General features: G+C 68.6%; 19 protein-coding genes and 1 pseudogene. 9 read left to right on the top strand and 11 right to left on the bottom strand.

What is annotated here, in order from left to right; all coding sequences use genetic code 11:
- Positions 1–51 precede the first annotated feature (51 nt).
- Positions 52–1,185, top strand: a complete 1,134-nt coding sequence (locus tag AWB92_RS29070; RefSeq protein WP_085191949.1) for a dihydrodipicolinate reductase — start codon at positions 52–54, stop codon at positions 1,183–1,185.
- Here the strand turns inward: AWB92_RS29070 and AWB92_RS29065 are convergent.
- Entirely contained in the window at positions 1,162–2,082 is a 921-nt protein-coding gene (locus AWB92_RS29065) for a DMT family transporter (protein WP_085191951.1), read from the bottom strand. The genes AWB92_RS29070 and AWB92_RS29065 overlap by 24 nt on opposite strands.
- A 174-nt stretch (positions 2,083–2,256) precedes the next feature.
- On the opposite strand from AWB92_RS29065, the gene AWB92_RS29060 reads away from it, so the two are divergent.
- The gene (locus tag AWB92_RS29060; protein WP_085191883.1) at positions 2,257–3,108 is read left to right on the top strand and encodes a LysR family transcriptional regulator; all 852 of its coding nucleotides are present in this window, start codon (positions 2,257–2,259) and stop codon (positions 3,106–3,108) included.
- 9 nt (positions 3,109–3,117) lie between these two features.
- Here the strand turns inward: AWB92_RS29060 and AWB92_RS29055 are convergent, their stop codons facing one another.
- Together AWB92_RS29055 and AWB92_RS29050 are read right to left on the bottom strand one after the other, a co-directional pair.
- Entirely contained in the window at positions 3,118–4,518 is a 1,401-nt protein-coding gene (locus AWB92_RS29055) for an alpha/beta hydrolase domain-containing protein (protein WP_085191881.1), read from the bottom strand.
- A 2-nt stretch (positions 4,519–4,520) separates the two neighbouring features.
- Positions 4,521–5,619 (bottom strand): annotated as a pseudogene (locus AWB92_RS29050) (sigma-70 family RNA polymerase sigma factor).
- A 74-nt stretch (positions 5,620–5,693) separates the two neighbouring features.
- Between AWB92_RS29050 and AWB92_RS29045 the strand changes: the two are divergent.
- On the top strand, positions 5,694–6,365 hold the full coding sequence (locus AWB92_RS29045; RefSeq protein WP_085191877.1) for a TetR/AcrR family transcriptional regulator C-terminal domain-containing protein: 672 nt from the start codon (positions 5,694–5,696) through the stop codon (positions 6,363–6,365).
- A 51-nt stretch (positions 6,366–6,416) separates the two neighbouring features.
- Here the strand turns inward: AWB92_RS29045 and AWB92_RS29040 are convergent, their stop codons facing one another.
- From AWB92_RS29040 to AWB92_RS29015, 6 genes are read right to left on the bottom strand one after another with little or no spacing between them, the layout of a single operon-like run.
- Positions 6,417–7,892, bottom strand: a complete 1,476-nt coding sequence (locus AWB92_RS29040) for an MFS transporter (RefSeq protein ID WP_206601312.1) — start codon at positions 7,890–7,892, stop codon at positions 6,417–6,419.
- A complete protein-coding gene (locus AWB92_RS29035; protein WP_142282374.1) occupies positions 7,893–8,993 on the bottom strand; it encodes an alcohol dehydrogenase catalytic domain-containing protein in 1,101 nt (366 codons plus the stop codon).
- A gap of 43 nt (positions 8,994–9,036) precedes the next feature.
- Positions 9,037–10,131 carry a magnesium and cobalt transport protein CorA gene (locus tag AWB92_RS29030; RefSeq protein WP_085191873.1) on the bottom strand — a complete coding sequence of 365 codons (1,095 nt, stop codon included), beginning with the start codon at positions 10,129–10,131 and terminating at the stop codon, positions 9,037–9,039.
- A complete protein-coding gene (locus AWB92_RS29025; RefSeq protein ID WP_085191871.1) occupies positions 10,128–11,063 on the bottom strand; it encodes a TauD/TfdA family dioxygenase in 936 nt (311 codons plus the stop codon). Before AWB92_RS29025 ends, AWB92_RS29030 begins: the two co-directional genes overlap by 4 nt.
- A gap of 9 nt (positions 11,064–11,072) precedes the next feature.
- Complete coding sequence (locus AWB92_RS29020) at positions 11,073–12,791, bottom strand: carbamoyltransferase C-terminal domain-containing protein (protein ID WP_085191869.1); 1,719 nt, start codon at positions 12,789–12,791, stop codon at positions 11,073–11,075.
- The gene (locus tag AWB92_RS29015; protein ID WP_085191867.1) at positions 12,788–12,979 is read right to left on the bottom strand and encodes a hypothetical protein; all 192 of its coding nucleotides are present in this window, start codon (positions 12,977–12,979) and stop codon (positions 12,788–12,790) included. Before AWB92_RS29015 ends, AWB92_RS29020 begins: the two co-directional genes overlap by 4 nt.
- Before the next feature lie 314 nt (positions 12,980–13,293).
- On the opposite strand from AWB92_RS29015, the gene AWB92_RS29010 reads away from it, so the two are divergent.
- Genes AWB92_RS29010 through AWB92_RS28995 form a run of 4 tightly spaced genes read left to right on the top strand, consistent with a single transcriptional unit; the run spans position 13,294 to position 17,537 of the window.
- On the top strand, positions 13,294–14,133 hold the full coding sequence (locus AWB92_RS29010; protein WP_142282373.1) for an alpha/beta hydrolase: 840 nt from the start codon (positions 13,294–13,296) through the stop codon (positions 14,131–14,133).
- A gap of 34 nt (positions 14,134–14,167) precedes the next feature.
- Complete coding sequence (locus tag AWB92_RS29005) at positions 14,168–14,917, top strand: DUF2786 domain-containing protein (RefSeq protein WP_085191863.1); 750 nt, start codon at positions 14,168–14,170, stop codon at positions 14,915–14,917.
- The gene (locus AWB92_RS29000; RefSeq protein WP_085191861.1) at positions 14,914–15,423 is read left to right on the top strand and encodes a TIGR04338 family metallohydrolase; all 510 of its coding nucleotides are present in this window, start codon (positions 14,914–14,916) and stop codon (positions 15,421–15,423) included. The genes AWB92_RS29005 and AWB92_RS29000 overlap by 4 nt, the downstream gene beginning before the upstream one ends.
- Complete coding sequence (locus AWB92_RS28995; RefSeq protein WP_173817518.1) at positions 15,420–17,537, top strand: beta-glucosidase; 2,118 nt, start codon at positions 15,420–15,422, stop codon at positions 17,535–17,537. The genes AWB92_RS29000 and AWB92_RS28995 overlap by 4 nt, the downstream gene beginning before the upstream one ends.
- 31 nt (positions 17,538–17,568) lie before the next feature.
- On the opposite strand, the gene AWB92_RS28990 is transcribed toward AWB92_RS28995, so the two are convergent.
- Positions 17,569–17,715: a metallothionein gene (locus tag AWB92_RS28990; RefSeq protein ID WP_081665563.1), complete on the bottom strand. Its 147-nt coding sequence runs from the start codon at positions 17,713–17,715 to the stop codon at positions 17,569–17,571.
- An 87-nt stretch (positions 17,716–17,802) separates the two neighbouring features.
- Between AWB92_RS28990 and AWB92_RS28985 the strand changes: the two genes are divergently transcribed.
- Complete coding sequence (locus AWB92_RS28985; RefSeq protein WP_085191859.1) at positions 17,803–18,462, top strand: O-methyltransferase; 660 nt, start codon at positions 17,803–17,805, stop codon at positions 18,460–18,462.
- A gap of 4 nt (positions 18,463–18,466) precedes the next feature.
- Here the strand turns inward: AWB92_RS28985 and AWB92_RS28980 are convergent, their stop codons facing one another.
- Positions 18,467–19,450: a nitronate monooxygenase gene (locus AWB92_RS28980; protein WP_085191857.1), complete on the bottom strand. Its 984-nt coding sequence runs from the start codon at positions 19,448–19,450 to the stop codon at positions 18,467–18,469.
- Positions 19,451–19,565: 115 nt separating this feature from the next.
- On the opposite strand from AWB92_RS28980, the gene AWB92_RS28975 reads away from it, so the two are divergent.
- Positions 19,566–20,006 (top strand): SPW repeat protein, encoded by a 441-nt coding sequence (locus AWB92_RS28975; protein WP_085191855.1) that lies wholly within the window; start codon positions 19,566–19,568, stop codon positions 20,004–20,006.
- Positions 20,007–20,012 lie beyond the last annotated feature (6 nt).

Here is a 20,012-nt window from a genome sequence, read left to right as displayed (position 1 = left end):
ACGATCCGTCCGAAATCTAAGGATAAGCGGCCTAATAATAGGAGAAACGTGGTGTTGAAGGTGGGGGTTTGGGGCCCGGGCTCCATGGGCCTGATCGCCCTGCGCGGGGTGATCGACCACCCCGAGCTGGAGCTGGTCGACGTCGTCGTGCACAGCGACGCCAAGGCGGGTCGCGACGCCGGCGAGCTGTGCGGAATCGCGCCGGTGGGGGTGGTCGCGACCCAGGACCCTTCGGCGATGATCGCCGGCGAGGCCGACGCGGTGGTGTACGCCGCCGGGGCCAACCTGCGCCCTCTGGAAGCCGTCGAGGACATGGCGTCGATCCTGCGGGCCGGGAAGAACGTGGTGTCGTGCTCGGTGGTGCCGCTGGTATATCCCGACGGGGTGGACGGCGCGTTCACCGACGCGTTGCGGCGCGCCGCGCTCGACGGCGGTGCGTCGTTCTTCACCACCGGGATCGACTCCGGCTTCGCGAACGATGTTCTGCCGCTAGTGCTTTCGGGGGTCGCCCGGGTGATCGAATCGGTGCGGGTGACGGAGATGTTCAACTACGCCACCTACCCGGACCGGGCCGCCGTCTACGAGATCCTCGGGTTCGGCAAGCCGCCGGAGTACCAGGCCTTCGCGGCGCAGCCCGGAATATTCACCTTCGGCTGGGGGCCGGTGCTGCACCAGCTCGCCGCGGGGCTCGGCGTCAAGATCGACCGCATCGAGGAGGCCAACGAACGCGTCGTCGCCACCGAGTCGTTCGACACGCCCACCGGGCACATCGCGGCGGGAACCATCGCGGCGATGCGCTCGACGCTGACCGGATATGTCGGCGACAAGGCGACGTTCGTCCTCGACCACGTGACGCGGATGCGCGACGACCTCGCGCCGGACTGGCCACAGCCGCACATCAGCATCCCGCCGAAGGACCTCGGCTACGGCCAAGCCTCCGGCCGCGGCCTGTACCGCGTCGAGATCGAGGGATCGCCCACCATGCGTTGCGAATTCGAGATGGCCGAGGATCGCGACCACGACCTCGGCGCGCGCATTGCCGGGGCGTCCCGGATGGTCAACGCGATCCCGGCGGTGTGCGCGGCCCGACCCGGGCTGCTGTCCGCGCTGGAGCTGCCGCTGATCACCGGCGCCGGGCTGGTCCGCCCGGTGCCGGGCCCGTCACCGGACAGCCGCCTCTTCTAAGCGTGGCCGCGGCGCCTCCGAGGCCCGCGGGTCGGTCTCGCGGCGCCGGCGGGACGCCCCGCTGTTGAGCCAGCACGCGAGGCCCCCGACGAGCAGGCCGATCGCGACCCCGATGTCCGGGCGCTGCCCCAGCATCAGCCAGGACAGCACCGCGGCCGCCGCCGGAATGACGGCGAACAGCATCGCCACCGCCGCGGCGCCGTGCAGGCTGATGGCGCGCAGGTAGATGCTGACCGCCAGCGTGGCGTTGATCAGCACCATGCCGGTGATCGCGACGGCGGCCTTGGTCGCGTCGTGCACGGCGAACGGGGTCAGGATCGCCAGCGCGGTCGCGGGAATCAGCGCCACGGCATTCTGCACCGCGCTCATCGCCCGGAAGTCGACGCCGGCACAATACCGCTGCTGGTACACGCCGCCGGCCGAAAGGCCAAGCAGCGCAACCACAAGCAGCGCGATCACCGGGTCGACGCCGTGCGTGCTCATCAACCGCTTGGCGCACGCGGCGAGCACCGCGACCACCCCCAGGGCCAGGGCGAACACTCGCCGCGAGCCGAGCCGCTCGCGCAGGAACATCGTGGCCAGGATCGTCGTGGTGACCGGGTTCATCGCGACGACCACCGCGCAGAGCACCGCCGGCGCGCCGAGCAGCAGCGCCTCGTAGAGGCAGCAGAACTGCACGGCCTGGATCAGCAGACCCGCGACGACGACGTGCCCGAACTGCGCCCCGCGCGGCCACGCCGCTCGGGCCAGGGCGGCCCAGCACGCCAGAATGATTGCGGCCAAACCGAATCGCAGCACCAAGACGGCCATCGGGGTCATCGCGGCCACCGCGAGCGCCCCGATGGGGTAACCGATCGCGTAGGTCAGGGTGACCGCCGAGGCAGTCGTCAACGGCATGCGCGGCAGGTCCATGCCCCCCATGTTCGTCGACGCCGACCCACGCCGTCCAACGATTATTAGCGATCGAAACCGATCACGAATGCTGATCACATCATCGGTGATCGGAACAATTTCGACGTGATCAGGTCGATCGATTGATCGTATTCGCTGATCGGACTATGGTTCGTCGGTATGGCTCAGGTGCTCGATATCGCGCCGCTGCGCAGCCTGGTGGCGGTGGCCGACTGTGGGGGATTTCACCGCGCCGCCGCCGCGCTGCACCTCAGTCAGTCCGCCGTCAGCCAGCACCTGCGCAAGGTGGAGAGCGTGGTCGGCGAACCGGTGGTCGAACGCTCCGGCCGGGGCGTCTTGTTTACCGAGGTCGGCCAAAAGGTGCTGCGGCACGCCCGGGCGATCCTGGCGGCGCACGACGCGGCGCTCGACGACCTCGGTGCCACCGAACACAGGCTGCTGACGATCGGGGCGACCGAGCACGGCGCGGACGTGATGCTGCCCGCCCTGACCAGCGTGCTGCGTGAACGGCTTCCCGAGCGGCGGCCGAGGTTCCGGCTGGACCGCAACGTCTCGCTGGCCGACGCCCTCGACCGGGGCCTGCTGGACCTGGCGATCATGCTCGACGGGTCGGGGCTCGACCGCGCCAATGCGTCGGGAGTCGTGCAGCTGGGGTGGGTTTCGGCGCGGACTTTCGCCGCTCGCCGGGGCGACCCGCTGCCGTTGGTGATCTATGCCGAGCCGTGCACGTTGCGCGAGCCGGCCTTCTCGGTCCTCGAAAGGCACGGCATCGCTTACGAAATCGCCGCCGAATGCGGTGACCTGTCGGGGCTTTACGCCGCCGTGCGCTCCGGGCTCGGGTTGGCGCTGCTGCCGATGATCGGCAAACTTCCCGACGGCCTGTGCCCGGCCGAGAGGCTGCCGGTGGCCAACTGCGCCACGGTCCTGGTGCGCGGCCGCGCCGGCATCGACCCGGACCTGCTGAGCGCCGCCGACGCAGCGGTGCGCGACGTGCTGGCCGCCGAAAGCTGAACGCCCCCTTTAGTTCTGGGGATACGTCGCGGCGGCGAGCTCGAGAATCTCGGCGCGGTCGGCCGGCAGGATGAACCCCGAGCCGATCGCGCGGTCGAGCGCCGCCGTGAAGCCGTCGAGGTATTGCGCGACGCCGCCCGGGTAGAGCCGGTCCCGGGTGGCCGCGTCGAACGGTTCGCCGGAGCCGAAGATCGCCGCCATGATGCTTTCCGCTTCGGCGAGACCGGACGTGCGGGCGATCGGCACGTCCACCCACGGGGTCCGCACGCCGCCCCGGGCCAGGCCGTGCGGATCGAGGACGGGCCGGGGCAGCTCGCCGTGCTGGACCTCGATCGGTGGTCCCACCGGTGCCGGCTCGCCGGTGCGGACCCAGGTGTGCAGCGCGTCGAGGGCCGCCTGCACCACGTAGTGGTGTTGCGGCGCGAAGTTGATGTAGTGGCCCAGCTGCTGACCCATCAGCGTGTTGGTCGGCGCGTAGGCGGCCACGATCGCCTCCAGCGGCGCGGAGCCGTTGTCGATGGGCGCCACCTGGATCGTGTAATTGTCGGCGTGTGCGGCCCCGGCGATCTCCCAGACTCGCAGCCGGTCGTGGTCGGGTTGCCTCGCGAAGTAGTAGCCCTCCCGCGGGCCGCCGAACAGGTCGGTTTCGGTGATGATCGTGATGAGCGGGACGCGCAGGTCGGAGCGGAACGCGACCGCCTCGGGCATGTCGAGGTGTGACTCGTCGAAGACGGAAACGCCGTCCAGCGGCGCGGCCGACCCGAACCGCGAGTGCACCAAAAACCCGTCGTAGCTTTGCGCGAGCGGATCGACGGCGTTGACGTAGGTCGTCAGGAACATGGCCGATTGCGACTCGCCCAGGGCGACCACGTGCCGCACCGGCAGCTCGCCCAGCGCTCCGTTGCGGACGAGGTCGCCCGCCTGGGAAAAGATGTCGTAGGAGTACTCGTCGCCCGGGTGGCTCAGGGCGGCATAGCGCGCCGGGTCCTGGCTCTTCAGGGACATGTCGAAGCCCATCAGGTTCTCGCCGCCGCCGTCCACCCCCACCTTTTGGGCCGATACCGCGACGTAGCAGTAGCCCGCGCGAAGGATCTCGCGGTGCGCCATCATCCACACGGCGGGTGCATCGATGCCGCCGCTGACGTTGAGCCATTCCACCAGCACCGTCCCGTTGAAGTGGGCCGGGTCGGTCGGGGTCAGCGCCACCATCCGCGTGGTGTATTCCGCACTGCCACTTGGTGTTACGCTCCAGTCGCCGTCGGGACCCAGCGCGGTGGTGGGCGCGTAGGACGCGGCCGTTCCGGAGACGAAGAATTCCTCGGCGACATAGCCCAACTCGGCGATGTCGAAGCCGCCCAACAGCAGCAGCGGCTTCCCGGGCGCGGGCGTGACTCGCGGGGCATTCGGCATCGTCACACGGTAGCGGGCAGCCCGAATTTCTCGAATAGTGTGTCGTCGAGGAAGGCCACCACCCGCGACACCCGGCCGTCGCTGACGTCGAGGACGTGCAGCTGAAACGGCACGTGCACGTCACCGGCGCGCATGTACATGGCCGCGCCGGGCTGGCCGTTGGCGACCACGGGGAGCAGGCGCATGTCGCCGGGATGTTCGGCCGGGCACTGCTGGTGGATGAGCGTGATGATGTCCCGCGGGCCGCGGTACCAGCCGGTGTACGGCGGCATCTCCCAGATCGCCTCGGCGGTGAACAACTCGACCAGCCGGTCGATGTCGTAGGCCTCGAACGCCGCGATGTAGCGGTCCAGCAGGTCCTGGGCTTCGGGGGAATCGGGCGGCGTCAGCCGGTCGCTGGAGCTGGGCTGGACGGCCTCGAGCTGGGTGCGGGCGCGCTGCAGCAGGCTGTTGACGGCGGTGGTGGTGGTGCCGATGGCCTCGGCCACCTCGGCCGCCTTCCACTGCAGCACGTCGCGCAGCAGCAGCACCGCCCGTTGCCGGGGCGAAAGGTGTTGCAGCGCCGCGACGAACGCCAACCGCACCGACTCGCGTGACCCGACGATGACCGACGGGTCCGCCGGGTCGTCCGTCAGCTCCGGCAGTGGCTCGAGCCAGGGCACCTCGCTCCGCTCCACCAGCTCCGCGGCGGGGTCGGAGCTCGGCGCCCCCAGCCCCGTCGGCAACGGCCGGCGTTGCCGGCCCTCCAGCGCGGTCAGGCAGGTGTTGGTCGCGATGCGGTGCAGCCAGGTCCGCATCGACGACTTGCCCTCGAAACGGTCGTAGGCCTTCCAGGCGCGCAGCAGGGTCTCCTGCACCAGATCCTCGGCGTCGTGCAGCGACCCGGTCATCCGGTAACAGTGCGCGAGCAGTTCGCGACGGTACGGCTCGGCGTCGGCCGAGAAGTCCCCGCCGAGCGCCGCGGCACCGCCAGATTTCTCTACGTCTTCGGTGAGCAGCCCCATGTCAGACGAGCCTACGCAGAGCCTCCGACACAGGCGCTACCGGCGCACTGATCCCCGAAGCCGCGGTTCGACACCGCAACGACTCAGGCCCTATCATTTAATGGAATATCCATGTTCCTTTGTTGGGGAGGTTTGTGAAGATGGTGTTGCTGTGCGAGATTCGGTTCTGAGATGGCACGCCAGGATGCGTTAGATGACACCGTGCGGCAGCCGCGGCGGCGGGCTTCGGTCAGTCCGGGCCGCCCACCCAATTCCGAGCTGGAGGCGCGCCGTCGCCACATGCTCGAGGCCGCGGCGACGGAGTTCTTGACGCGCGGCTATGCCGACGCCAGCATCGCGCGCATCGCCCGCGCCGCCGGCATGTCGAACAAGACCTTCTACGCCCGCTTCCCCAACAAGGACGCGCTGCTGCTCGAGGTCGCCGGGGAGCTGGCGGCGCTCTCGCTGGACTCGGCGGTCGGGGCGATGGCCGACGCTGCGGCCGATCCCGAACAAGGGCTGCTGGCATTCGGGCTGCAGATCGCGCGCGGCTGGCAGTCGGTACAGGTGGTGGGGCTGTACCGGCTGGTGATCGCCGAGGCCCCCCGCTTCCCGGAGCTGGCCGGCATGTATCACACCACCATGGCGCAGCTGCGCACCGCGCTGGCCGACTACCTGCGGGAGCAAACCAAACGGGGCACCCTCGACATCGCCGACGCCGACGCCGCGGCCCGCCAGTTCGGGATGCTGAGCTTCGGCGAGGTCCGGGAGAGGGCGCTGCTGGGCGAACCGTTCTCCGACACGCAACTCCGCGCCATCGTGCAGCGCGGCGTCCGGGTGTTCCTGCACGGCTACGCCCGTTGACTCCGCGCCTACTGGCGCAAAAGCGCGAGTGGACCAGCCGCCAGCGCGGAGTCAACGGCCGTACGGGAGGTGTTTTTCGCAGCGCTCGTCGGCGGGAAGCGCGAACATCAACCCGAAGGCCACGACGCTGAGGGCGGCGCTTACCGCCATGGCCATGGTCGCGCTGTGACCGAACGCCAACGCGACGCTGTTGGATACGCGGTCGAAGTGAAGCGTGCCGAACAGCACCGTACTGGCAACCGCGGTACCGATCGAGCTGCCCACTCGCTGCGTGGTGCAGACGACCCCGCTGGCCGCACCGGCATCGGCCGGTTCGACCGTGGCGACGATGAAATCGAGGTTCGCAGCGATGAATACACCATTGCCCACACCGGCAACCAGCAGCGGCGCCATCAGTTGCCAGCCGCTGTAGGAGGTGGCCGGAGTCACGGCCAGAACCAGCCACGCCGCCGTCATGCCACCGGCGACGAGGCCTAGCGCGACCACGAGCGCGACCCGCCCGAACCGGGCCGCAAAGGCGCCGCTTCGGGCTGCCCCGATGGTGATGCCGACCGCGAAAGGCATTACCACCAAACCGGATTGCAATGCGCTGTGACCGAGCCCCGCCTGCCACAGCATCGCGATGGTGAAGAAGATGCTCATAAAGGCTGCGAAATCGACGAAGCCGATAAGCAAGCCGCCGGCGAACGATCGGTGATTGAACAATCGCGGCGGCACCACCGGATCGCCGCCCAGGTTTTCGACTCGGCGTTCCCACAACCCGAACAACACGATCGCGGCGAACCCGGCGGCCATCGACAGGTAGGCGCATATCGGCCAACCCAGCTGCTGCCCCTCGATAAGGGCGGTCAGCAGTGCGACCAGCCCGGCCGAGAGCAACCCAAGCCCCGGCCAGTCCGCGGCGATACCGCGATTCTCGGCCGTCCCGGGAAGCAACACCATCGCGGCGACCACGGCGAGCACGCCGATCGGGATGTTGATTGCGAATATCAGCCGCCACCCCGCACCGGCGCCGAAAGCCTGAATGATGAGACCGCCCGCCAGCGGGCCGCAGGCCATGGAAACGCCGATCGTCGCAGCCCTGAGCGAAAAGGCGCGTCCCCGTTGCCGATCAACGAACATCAACTGGATCAATGCGTTGATCGGCGTGTAAAACACGCCACCGGCGAGTCCCTGGACCGCGCGGGCGGCGATGAGCTGTCCGTCCTCTTGGGCCAGGCCGCACGCGAGGCTGGAGAGCGTGAACAACGACAGGCCGCCGATAAAAACCCACTTATGCCCAATCCGGTCACCGATCCTCCCGGCGGGGACCAGCGCCAGGCCGAACGCGAGCGCGTAACCGGAAACGATCCACGACAGCGTCGAATTCGAAGCCCCAAGACTGGTGCGGATCGTCGGGACCGCGACATTGACAATGGTGCTGTCGAGCAGCGCCATGAAGGCGCCGGCTAGCAGCACCGCCAGCGCCAACGAGTTATTTCCAGCGGTGACAGTGTGTTTCGGGGTCTGCCCGATAGTAGTCGTCACTTAGGCAACCCGGCGGAAGGGGTCGTCCTTCACGCGAACGGTGCTCGAGTGGCAGCAGCGTTCAGCGTGGGCTAAGCGGGGAGACAGAAAGGTTTTGAAGTGCTCACCGACGTCCTCGGCGGCAAACACGTCGGCGAAGTCCCCCAACGGGTGGGTGTCGCCGAGCAGGTCGGCGATCTCATGGCGCGCCAAGAACTCCAGGGATTCACGGAACTTCCCGTATGACACCGCCTCGAATCGGAGCTCCTTGCGTAGGACGGCCGTCAGATCGATTGCCACCGGGGCCGGGGGTCGGCTCTTGAGGATGATCCGACCGCCGGGGCGGAGAATCCGGATCAACTCGTCGAAAGCCTCGCGGGTGGGCAGGGTTTCGATAGCGAAGTCGTAGGCATCCGTCTCCAGCCGCGCCGATTCGTCCATCCCGTGTATCTCGACTGCTGGAAATCCCACCGTTGACAGGACGCGTTTGGTCAGCCCCGTGATCCGGTTGTCGCCAAAAACCAGGCCGCGCTCTCCGGGTTGGATGCCGGCTTTCAGCACGGCGAGGGAGGCGCATACCGGCTCGGCGTAAGCGCCCTCCTTGAACGAGAGCGAGTCAGCCAGGTGGTACACCACCTGAGCGGGTACCGCGATGTACTCGGCGAAGGCTCCGTGCCGGCTTACCCCAAGAAATTGAGGCCGCGCACAGCATTCCGCCATGCCGCCGGCGCATCGAGGACATCTGTCGCAGGGGATCGCGGGCATCGCGGCTACCCGGTCCCCAGGAGCAAAGCCGCGGACCTCGGGTCCGACGGAGGCGACAACACCGGCGAACTCGTGCCCGAGAATCACCGGGTCCGCGCACGCAAGCTTCCCCTGCGCGACGTAGACGTCGGTGCGGCACACCCCCGCAACTTCGACGCGGACCAGGACGTCCCTCGGGCCCGGCTCAGGCACCGGCACCCAGGACATCTGCACCGAACGTCCTTGTTTGAAAACGGCGCGCATCTGGCTCGGCACCGTGGTGGCAAACGACATGTGGTTTCTCCTCGTCGGAATGCGATTGGGCAGGGCCGCGCAGTTGTCATATTCATTAAAGGAACAAAACTGTTCCTTTGTCAACGGTTGGTTTTGATGTTTTTGCGATGCGAGTTGCCGGGGACGGTCAAAGCCAGTGTCTGCGGCGAAACAGCGCGTACAGGAACCCGCATATCGCCAGCATCAGCAACAGCGAGGCGGGATAGCCCCAGAACCAGTGCAATCCGGGCATGGCGTCGAAGTTCATGCTGTAGATGCCGGTCACCACCGTCGGGACGGCGGCCATTGCCACCCAGGCCGATATCTTTCGCATATCCATGTTCTGCTGCGTCGCGACTTTGCCGAGCGCTGATTGCACCAGCGAGCTGAGCAACTCGTCGTAGCCGGTGATCCGGTCGGCGGCCTGAACCGTGTGATCGAGAACGTCGCGGAGGTACCGGCGTACCTCGGTGGGGATGAAGCCATTGGCGTCGTTGCCGAGCCTGCCAAGCGTCAGGGTCAGCGGAACGACGGCGCGTCTAAGCTCGACGATCTCACGCTTGAGCAGGTAGATGTGCTCCATGGCGGTCGGATTGGTGGGGGAGAAGACGTTCTCTTCGATCAAGTCGATGTCGGTCTCGAGCTGGTCGGTGACCTTGAGGTAGGTGTGCACGACATGGTCGGCGATGGCGGGCAGGACTGCGGACGGGCCAAGCCGCAACCGGTCCGGGGCGGCGTCCAGCTGCGCGCGCACGTCGGCCAGTCGCACGTGGCCGCCATGGCGGACCGTCAGCACGAAGTCCGCGCCCATGAAGGTGACGATCTCGCCGCCCTGAATGATCTTGCGCACCGTCGCAAGGGACTCATGCTCGACGTAGTTGACCGTCTTCAGCACGAAAACCAAGGTGCTGTCGTCGAATTCGAGTTTCGGCCGCTGGTGTGGCTGCATCGATTGCTGCACTGTCAGCGGATGTAAGCCGAACGCATGGGCCATCGCGGTCAGCTGTTGCTGGTCGGGTTCGTCTAGGCCGGCCCAGGCGAATCCGCGGCCCAGCTCGCGGACCGTCGCCAGCGCCGCGTCATAGGTGTAGGTTCCGGGCAACCGCTTGCCATCGACATAAACGGCGCACTCTACCGCCGGACCGAGCGCCACGCCCGTGCGAGCCTCCCAGACGCCGACGTCGGGATGTTCGGAAAACTGGCGCGGTGGCGTCGTCACCGCCACATCGAGCTGCTGATTCATTGCGCCCAGCGCCGTTTCGCGTCAAGCATCGCCTCACGCCAAGCCGCTGAGCGAGTAATGCCAACCCGCTTGATCCACCGGTCCGCACCGTCGTAACGGGCGGTGAACGGCCGCCGACCGTGGGCCGCCAGGTGGTTGTCGATGAATACGACCTCCCCCGGCCGCAGCGTGATCGACTCTTCCGCCGAATACAGCGCCGCCACAAGGGCTTCCAGCGCCGCGCGCGCCGGTTCGTCACCCGGCAGCGGGTCGGTGAAGTGGTCGTCGATTCTGAGGAAGGGTCGGCTGCGATCGCCCCACAGCAGCGCAATCGGTTCGTGCCCCCCTTGGTGGTGGTGCGTGTCGTCGGCTCTGATCGTGAAGCGCCGCTGGAACAGCACGTCGACGAGCTCGCCCGATATCCGCTCGAGGTCGAGTTCGGCGTAACTCGTCGGCACCAGGTCGTCGTTGCGTAGACACATCAAGCCGAGGTAGTCGCAGCGGCGGGAGGAGAACGCGTCCTCGGTGTGCAGATCGAGCAAACTGCGGCTGCTGTTTCCGCTCTTCGTCTGCTCTTCGCCGGGCATGGGTACCAGGTCCTGCACCGGCCTGCCACCTTGCAGCGCTGGAAACGAGAACACCTCGCCCAGGGCGCCGGCGAGCGTCAGCAGGAAGCGCTCGTAGATCCCGGTTGATGCCCGGCCGACCGCGTCGCGCCAGTCCGTCGGCGTCGGGCCGATCTCGACGTCGTCGACCGGAAACCCCCGCACCAGCAGCGCGCCCGCCGCCGTGACGCGCCCAGTGCCTTGCAGGTAATCAAGCAATGGCCCCGGCAGACGCCGCGTCATGTCCCGCGGCCGGTTGCTGTCCCAGGAATCGACGAGGCACCCGCGGATCTTGGCGACTTCATCCTCGGAAAGTTGGTAGCACGGCACTGTCGGCGTTGTGGTCATGTTCGCCTCCTATGCCGCGTCACCGAGCTCGTCGGCGACCTGGCGGCGCACGATGTGGTCGCCTAGCACCAAAGCGTCGATCCGGGTCGAGGAGAACGTGTGCAGGGCGTCGGCCGGGCTGCACACGATTGGCTCGCTGTCGTTGAACGACGTGTTGAGCAGCATCGGCACGCCCGTCCGTTCGTAGAACTTCGAAATTAAGGCGTGGTAGCGGGGATTCGACTCCCGGTGCACCAGCTGGACGCGAGCCGTGCCGTCCTTGTGCGCAACGGCCGGGATTCGGTCGGCCAGCCCCTCCCTGATCGGCACCGCGCAGAGCATCAGGTCCAGCGCTTGTGACGGGCGGCCGAGATCGAACCATTCGTCCGCATGCTCGGCCAGGACACTGGGCGCGAACGGGCGGAAGTGCTCACGGTGTTTCACCTTGTGGTTCAACAGTTCCCGCATCTGGGGATCGCGCGGATCGGCCAGCAGGGAGCGGTTGCCGAGTGCGCGCGGGCCCAGCTCCATCTTGCCCTGGAACCATGCCACCACGGCACCACCGCAGAGCAGATCGGCCACCTCCGTGACGAGCTCGTCCAGATTGTCGGCGCGGTAATGCGCATCGACGCTGTCCTGCAACGCATTTGCGATATCGCGATCGGAATACGCCGGCCCGAGGTAGGGGGTGTGCGTGGCGCGACCGCCGTCTCCATTGAGCGCGGCCACCTGCAGGGCCGCGCCGATCGCCGTTCCGCCGTCGTGCGGTGCGGGCGGGAAGTAGAGCTGCTCGAATGGCCCTCTTTCCTTGAGCACGTAGTTGGTCGAACAGTTGAGCGCGACACCGCCGGCCAACCCGAGTGCCTTGGACGGGTGCAGGTCGTACAGCCGCCGAACGAGGCCGAGCATGATCTCGTCGGTCAGCTCCTGCAGCGTCGCCGCGATGTCGGCATGGCGCTGTGCGATGGGCCCGCCGGACCGTGGGGGTCCCAGCAGTGTCTGGAGCGGCTCGAAGGACGGCAGCCGGAACCGGAGCACGTCGAGATTGAGCGCGTAGGTCCCGTCGTGATTCACCTGGACGAACTGTTTAAAGGCGCGCCGGTGTGCCCGCGGATGGCCGTATGCGGCCAGGCCCATGACCTTGCAGGCGTCATACGGGCTGAAGCCCAGAAACGCGCTGATCCGTTCCCACAGGAAGCCGATCGAATGCGGATAGCAAGTCTCTTCAAGGATGTTCAGGCGCTCTGTGTCCCCGCCGAGCAGCACGCTCGCGGCGTTTTCGCCGATGCCGTCGACCACCAGCACCGCGGCGTCGCGCGGGCAGAACGGGTGATACACCGACGCGGCGTGCGCGAGATGGTGGCGCACCCACCCAATGGGCACTCGCCTGCCCAGCAGCGCGGTGAGGGCTTGCGGCACCCGATCGAGCGAGTCCCAAAACGTGTTCTCACCGGTGATGCTGCCCCAGCCGCCCTCGACGCTGAGGTGATCTGGGACAAATGTCTGCCGCCGCAACGCTGGATCGTAGGAGTATCCGATCGCGTCGATGTCCGCGGCGGACACCCGGGCCTGGTCCATGCAGAACTTGATGGCCGCGACGGGCAGCACGTCGGCGTTATCGACATCGGCCGGCTTGGCGTGTTTCCGTCGGTTAAACCGCTCTTCCTCGGCCGAGGCGACGACGCGGCCGTTGACCACGATGGCCGCGGACGACTCGTGGAAGACGCTGTTGACACCAAGAATGATCATTTCCGCGCAATCCCTTTCCGTGAGCGGCGTGCGAGGCCGTTGGCCAGGGCGCCGACGGCCGCGGCGATCGCGTACCGGCCTTGGCGCGGCGCGATCAGGTCCGCGTCGGCAGAAAGCCGATCCGGGCACCTGTCATCGGGCATGCGGGTGACCACGCCCGCCGCGTCCGCTGAGTAGACGTCAGTCATCGAGAGTCCTTTCGGGTTGCCCGGGGCCGGCGAATGCCGACCTCGTCCGGGGAATGCGTCTATTAAAGGAACACAACTGTTCCTTTGTCAAGGGTGATTTGACGGGCGAGCCGCGTCGGTGCGCCGTGGCGGATCGCCGCCGCGAAAACAGTCGAGGGCCTGCGACCCCAAAGCCATTCGCTGTCAGTGGAATTCGAGCCCGGCCGTCGATGTGACTGCAACGATCGCCGGCTGGTGGGGAACCGGTACGCGCTCCGCGCGGCGCCGCATGTTGAACACGCTGCGCGAGCTTCCGCCGAGCCATTACGCTTCCTGTGATGACTACGCGCACTGAACTGACCTTCGACGGCCTCGGCGGCGTGCGCATCGTCTACGACGTCTGGACGCCGGAGGTCGCGCCCCGGGCGGTGGTCGTGCTCTCGCACGGCCTGGGCGAGTACGCCCGCCGCTACGACCATGTCGCGCAATGCTTCGGCGCCGCCGGGCTGGTCACCTACGCCCTAGACCACCGCGGCCACGGCCGCTCCGGCGGCAAGCGGATGCTGGTGCGGGACATCTCCGAGTACACGGCGGATTTCGACACCCTGGTCCGCATCGCCACCCGTGAGCACCCGGGCCTGAAGTGCAACGTCCTCGGGCACAGCATGGGTGGTGGGATCGTGTTCGCCTACGGCGTCGAACGCCCGGACAACTACGACATGATGGTGCTGTCGGCCCCGGCGGTCGCGGCGCAGGAGCTGGTATCCCCGTTCATGATCCTGGCCGCGAAGGTGCTCGGCGTGGTCGTGCCGGGCCTGCCGGTGCAGGAACTCGACGTCGCCGCGATCTCGCGGGATCCCGCGGTGGTGGCGGCCTACAACGCCGACCCGCTGGTGTACCACGGCAAGGTCCCGGCCGGCGTCGGGCGCGCGTTGCTGGAGGTCGGGCAGACCATGCCGCAGCGCGCGCCGGCGTTGACGGCGCCGCTGCTGGTGGTGCACGGCTCCGACGACCGGCTCATCCCCGTGGACGGCAGCCGCCGTCTGGTCGAATGCGTGGGTTCCACCGACGTCGAGCTGAAGATCTACCCCGGGCTGTACCACGAGGTGTTCAACGAGCCGGAGCGCGACCAGGTGCTCGGCGACGTGGTCTCCTGGATCACCAAACGGCTGTAGGCGGGATGTCGTATCGCTGCCGTATTTTGGCGACATGACAGACGACAAGATGCTCGCTCGCATCGCCGCGCTGCTGCGCCAGGCCGAGGGCACCGACAACTCGCACGAGGCGGACGCCTTCATGAGCGCCGCGCAGCGGCTGGCGACGGCGGCCTCGATCGACCTGGCGGTGGCGCGCTCGCACGCGGCCAAGCGCTCGCCGGTGCAGGCCCCGACGCAGCGCACCATCACCATCGGTGCGGCGGGCACCCGGGGGCTGCGGACGTACGTGCAGCTTTTCGTGCTGATCGCCCTGGCCAACGACGTGCGCTGCGACGTGGCGTCGAACTCGACGTTCGTCTACGCGTACGGGTTCGCCGAGGACATCGACGCGACCCACGCCCTCTACGCCAGCCTGGTCGTGCAGATGGTGCGCGCGTCGGATGCCTACCTGGCCTCCGGCGCGCACCGCCCCACGCCGACGATCACCGCCCGGCTCAACTTCCAGCTCGCGTTCGGGGCCCGCGTCGGTCAGCGCCTAGCGGAGGCCCGCGAGGAGGCCAGGCGCGAGGCCACCAAGGACCGCCGCCGCCCGCCCGGCACCGCGATCGCGTTGCGGGACAAGGATGTTGAGCTGCGCGACTTCTACCGCGGCGCGTCCAAGGCGCGCGGCACTTATCAAGTCAGCCGCGCGACGGCGGGGTATTCGTCGGCGGCGCGCCGGGCGGGGGACCGGGCCGGCCGGCGGGCGCGGCTCGGGAACAGCGCCGAACTGCCGGGCGCGCGGAGCGCATTGCGCCAGTGACTCGGGCCGGTGGGGCCCGCGATTCGCAGCGCGCCAAGGTTTATGCGGCCGAGGACTTCGTCCGGACGTTGTTCGACCGCGCCGCCGAGCACGGATCGCCCTCCGTCGAATTCTTCGGCACGCAGCTGACGCTGCCGCCGGAGGGGAAATTCGGGTCGGTCGCCACCGTCCAGCGCTACGTCGACGAGGTGCTGGCGCTGCCGTCCGTGCGGCGGCGCTGGCCCGGCGTGTCGCCGCTGCGGGTGCGGCCGCGGCGGGCCGCCACCGCGGCGCACTACGAAAACCGTGACGGCGCCGGCACTATCGCGGTTCCCGACCGTGACACCGCCGACTGGGCGCTGCGCGAGCTGGTGGTGCTGCACGAGGTGGCGCATCACCTGTGCCGCGCCGAGCCGGCGCACGGCCCGGAGTTCGTCGCGACCATCTGCGAGCTGGCGGAGCTGGTGATGGGCCCCGAACTCGGGCACGTGCTGCGGGTTGTGTACGCGAAAGAGGGTGTGCGGTGAGCGATCCGGACGCGCGGGCCCGCGAAGTCGAGTCCCAAATGACCGACGACGAGCGGTTCTCGCTGATCCTCGCGGTGATGGGCGCCGGCGAGCTGTGGCCGCAGCGCGACGAACGCATCCCGCCGGGCGTCCCGATGAGCGCCGGGTACGTGCCCGGGATTCCGCGGCTCGGCGTCCCCGCGCTGCTGATGAGCGACGCCGGTCTCGGCGTCACCAACCCCGGTTACCGCCCCGGCGACACCGCCACCGCGTTGCCGGCCGGCCTCGCCCTGGCCGCCGGCTTCGACCCCGCGCTGGCCCGCGCCGCCGGCGAGGTGATCGGCCGCGAGGCACGCAGCCGCGGGTTCAACGTGCAGCTCGCCGGCGCGATGAACCTGGCCCGTGACCCGCGCAACGGCCGCAACTTCGAATACCTTTCCGAGGACCCGCTTTTGACGGGATTGATCGCCGCCGAGTCGGTCAACGGCATCCAGGAGCAGGGCGTCATCTCGACGGTCAAGCACTTCTCGCTGAACTGCAACGAGACCAACCGGCACTGGCTGAACGCGGTCATCGATCCCGGCGCGCACCGCGAATCCGACCTGCTGGCCTTCGAGATCGCCATCGAGCGCTCATCGCCCGGCGCGGTGATGGCGGCCTACAACAAGGTCAACGGCGACTACGCCGCGGCCAACGACGCCCTGATCAACGGGGTACTGAAAGGTGACTGGGAATACCGCGGTTGGGTTATGTCCGACTGGGGTGGGACGCCCAGTTGGGAATGCGCGCCGGCCGGCCTCGACCAGGAGTGCGGGGCGCAAATCGACGCGCTGCTGTGGCAATCCGAGGCGTTCGGCGAGCCGCTGCGGGCCGCCCACGCCGCCGGGGCGCTGCCCTCCGAGCGCCTGTCCGACATGGTCCGGCGAATCCTGCGGTCGATGTTCGCGGTCGGCATCGACCGGGCCGAGGCCGTGCCCGAACCGGATATGAACGCGCACAACGACATTGCGTTGCAGATCGCGCGGCGGGGGATCGTGCTGCTGGCCAACCGCGGCGTCCTGCCCATCGCGCCCGAGTCCGCGGCGCGCATCGCCGTCATCGGCGGGTACGCGCAGCTGGGCGTCGCCGCGGGCTACGGTTCGAGCGCCGTCGTCCCACCCGGCGGCTACGCCGGCGTGATCCCGCTCGGTGGCCTGGGCCTCGAGGCCGGGTTGCGCAACCTGTACCTGCTGCCGTCGAGCCCGCTCGCCGAGCTGCGCAGCCAACTTCCGCGCGCGCAGATCGACTTCGATCCCGGCGCCAGCCCGGCCGAGGCGGTGCGGGCGGCGCGGCGCGCCGACATCGCGATCGTCTTCGCCGTCCGCGCCGAAGGGGAGGGCTTCGACGGCGCGGACCTCACGCTGCCGTGGGGCCAAGACGCGGTGATCGCCGCGGTGGCGGCCGCCAACCCGAACGCCGTCGTGGTGCTGGAAACCGGCAACCCGGTGGCCATGCCATGGCGGGACTCGGTGAACGCCGTCGTGCAGGCGTGGTATCCGGGCCAGGCCGGCGGCAGGGCGATCGCGGAAATCCTTGCCGGGCGGGTCAATCCGTCGGGCCGGCTGCCGATCAGCTTCCCGGTGGACCTGGGCCAGACGCCGCGCCCGGAGCTGCCCGAGCCGGACGCCCCGTGGGGGGTGCCGACGACCATCGACTACTTCGAAGGGGCCGACGTCGGCTACCGCTGGTTCGCCAGGAACGGCCTGGCACCGATGTTCGCGTTCGGTCATGGCCTGTCCTACACCAGCTTTGAATATCGGGACCTGGTGGTGACCGGCGGCCAGAGCGTCACGGCGAGCTTCACCGTCGCCAACGTCGGCGACCGCGCCGGGGCCGACGTCCCGCAGCTGTACCTCACCGCTCTACCCGGCGGACGATGCCTGCGGCTGCTGGGATTTCAGCGCCTGGAGCTCGAGGCCGGCGCGACCTGCAGGGTGACCATCGAGGCCGATCCGCGGCTGCTCGCCAATTACGACGGTGCCGCGCAAACCTGGCGCATCGAACGCGGCGGTCACGCGGTGGCCGTGGGCGCGTCGGCCGGCGCCCTCCGGCTGGAGGGCCGGGTCGAGCTCGCCGGTCGCGCGTTCGGGCGCTGATCACGCGGATCCGCGCGACCGGCCGGGGCGGCTACTCCACTGGCCTCAGCTCGTCGCCGCAGGTGCAGCGGTACGGCTCGCCCGCGCCCGAGCAGTGGCAGGGAACCTCGATGCGAACGCGACATCCGCAGCCCTCGTGGCCACAGCTGAGCAACGTCCCCGCGTCGTATTCGGCCATTCAGATCACCCTTTCTGTCGTCGTGGACACCGCGACTATATACCCCCTATGGGTATGTAGTAAACAACCCGGCCTAGCGTTGGCGGCATGACGGAAAACCCGACCCCGCAAGACGTGGACGCATTCCTGGACAACACACTCATTGGCGACGAGCCGGCCCTCGCCGCGGCCCTACAGGCCAGCGACGCGGCCGGGTTACCCCAAATCGCCGTGTCGGCGCAGCAGGGCAAATTCCTTTCCCTGCTGGCGGGCGCCATCCAAGCCCGCCGCGTCCTCGAGATCGGCACCCTGGGCGGCTTCAGCACCATCTGGCTGGCGCGCGGGGTGGGACCGCAGGGACGGGTGGTGACGCTGGAGTACGAGCCCAAGCACGCCGAGGTCGCGCGGGCCAACCTGCAGCGTGCCGGTGTGGCCGACCGTGTCGAGGTCATCGTCGGCGCCGCGCTCGACACGTTGCCGACACTCACCGGCGACCCCTTCGACCTGGTGTTCATCGACGCCGACAAGGAGAACTACGCCGCATACCTCGAGTGGGCGGTGCGGCTGGCTCGTCCCGGCTCAGTCCTCGTGCTGGACAACGTCGTTCGCGAGGGCCAGATCCTCGATCCCGACTGCGATGACGAGCGGGTGCGGGCGACGCGGCGGACGCTGCAGCTGATGGGCGAGCGTCCGCGGCTGGACACCGCGGTGATCCAGACGGTCGGCGCCAAGCATTGGGACGGTTTCGCCTTCGCGTTGGTGCGGTAGTGCCTCAGCGCGGGGCGAGGTCGGCGACCGCTTGCGCGGCGGACGTGAGTTCGCTTATGCGCAAGGCGGTTTCGCCGGCATACAGGGCGGCGCTGTCCAGCCAGGAATCGGGCACCCCGGCCACCGGAGCCAGTGGGGTGAAGAACGGGCGGCCCGGCGATTGCAGCCGCATCAGCGCGCCGGCGTCGAAATAACCCAGCACCGCCAGCGGGCGGCTCGCCGCGTTGAGGGCGGCGGGCAGGGCCTTGGCCTTCCCGTCGTCGCCGCACCAGCGCCGGGTCGCCGCGTTGGGCACGACACGGTGACGCAGCGGCCAGCTCAGGCCGAACAGGTCCGTCTCAATGGTCCTGTCCGCGTTGATGACTCGCCGCTGGTACTCGCGACTCGCGTTGGCCTCGTGCGTCAACAGGAACCGCGTGCCGGCGATGACGCCGCTGGCCCCGGCGTCCAACGCGGCGCGCGTGTCGGCGGCGGTGGCGATGCCGCCGGCCAGGAACACCGGTCGCTTCCCGGCCGCCCGCAGGGCCCGGGACAGGAAGTCCAGCGCGGGCATGGTGCCGACGAGGTGGCCGCCGGCCTCGCGTCCCTGGGCGATCAAACCGTCGGCGCCCCAGGCGATCGCGGCACGCGCCCGCTCCTCGGTACCGACCATCACGAACACGAAGATTCCCGCCTCGCGTAGGTGCTCGACGAGCCCGCGCTTTTCGCCGAACGCCAGCACGACGGCGTCCACGTGGGCGTCGACGCAGACCGTGACGTGGTGGCGATGGACGAAGTGCATCAACAGATTTACCGCGACCGCGCGCCCGGGCGCCCGCTCGCGCACCTGATCGATCGACGCGCGTAGCTGGCGGGCGGTGGCGATGCCGAGGGTGCCGAGGCCGCCGGCGTCGGCGACCGCGGCGGCCAGCGGCGCCTGCGCAATGCCGCCGCCCATTCCGGCCTGCCCCACCGGCACGTCGAGCCGCAGCCGGTCGGCGATGTCCATACCCACGACGCTACGCGGTCTCTCGAATTGGGTGACGTCCGAGCGTAATCTTGACAGCGGATGGATGGGTGCAGTCAACCTCAAAAGGCTTGCTGCATAACAGAAAGGTCACAAAATGAGTACGGTCCATTCATCAATAGATCACCACCCCGATTTGTTGGCTCTGCGCGCGAATTACGAGCGCGTCGCCGAGTCGATGAGCGCGCACGTCACCTTCGGTCTGGCCCTGCTGACGGGCCTGTACGTGGCGGCGTCACCGTGGATGGTGGGATTCAGCGCGACGGGATCGCTTGCCACGTCCGACCTGATCGTCGGCATCGCGGTGGCGTTCTTGGCGTACGGTTTCGCAACTGCGCTGGATCGCGCGCACGGCATTACGTGGACGCTGCCGGTGCTCGGCGCGTGGCTCGTCGTCGCACCGTGGGTGCTGCCCGGATTCACCGCAACCGCCGGCATGATCTGGTCGAACGTCGTCGCGGGCGGGTTGCTGACAGTCCTGGGCCTGAACGCCACCTACTTCGGCGTGCGCACGCGCGAGGCGGCCACCCACGCATAGCTGTTG

This window comes from Mycobacterium sp. IEC1808 (assembly GCF_002101935.1).
In the GTDB taxonomy this organism is placed as follows: domain Bacteria; phylum Actinomycetota; class Actinomycetes; order Mycobacteriales; family Mycobacteriaceae; genus Mycobacterium.
The sequence above is the reverse complement of the archived record's forward strand: the minus strand, read 5'-3'. Positions and strand labels throughout refer to the sequence as shown.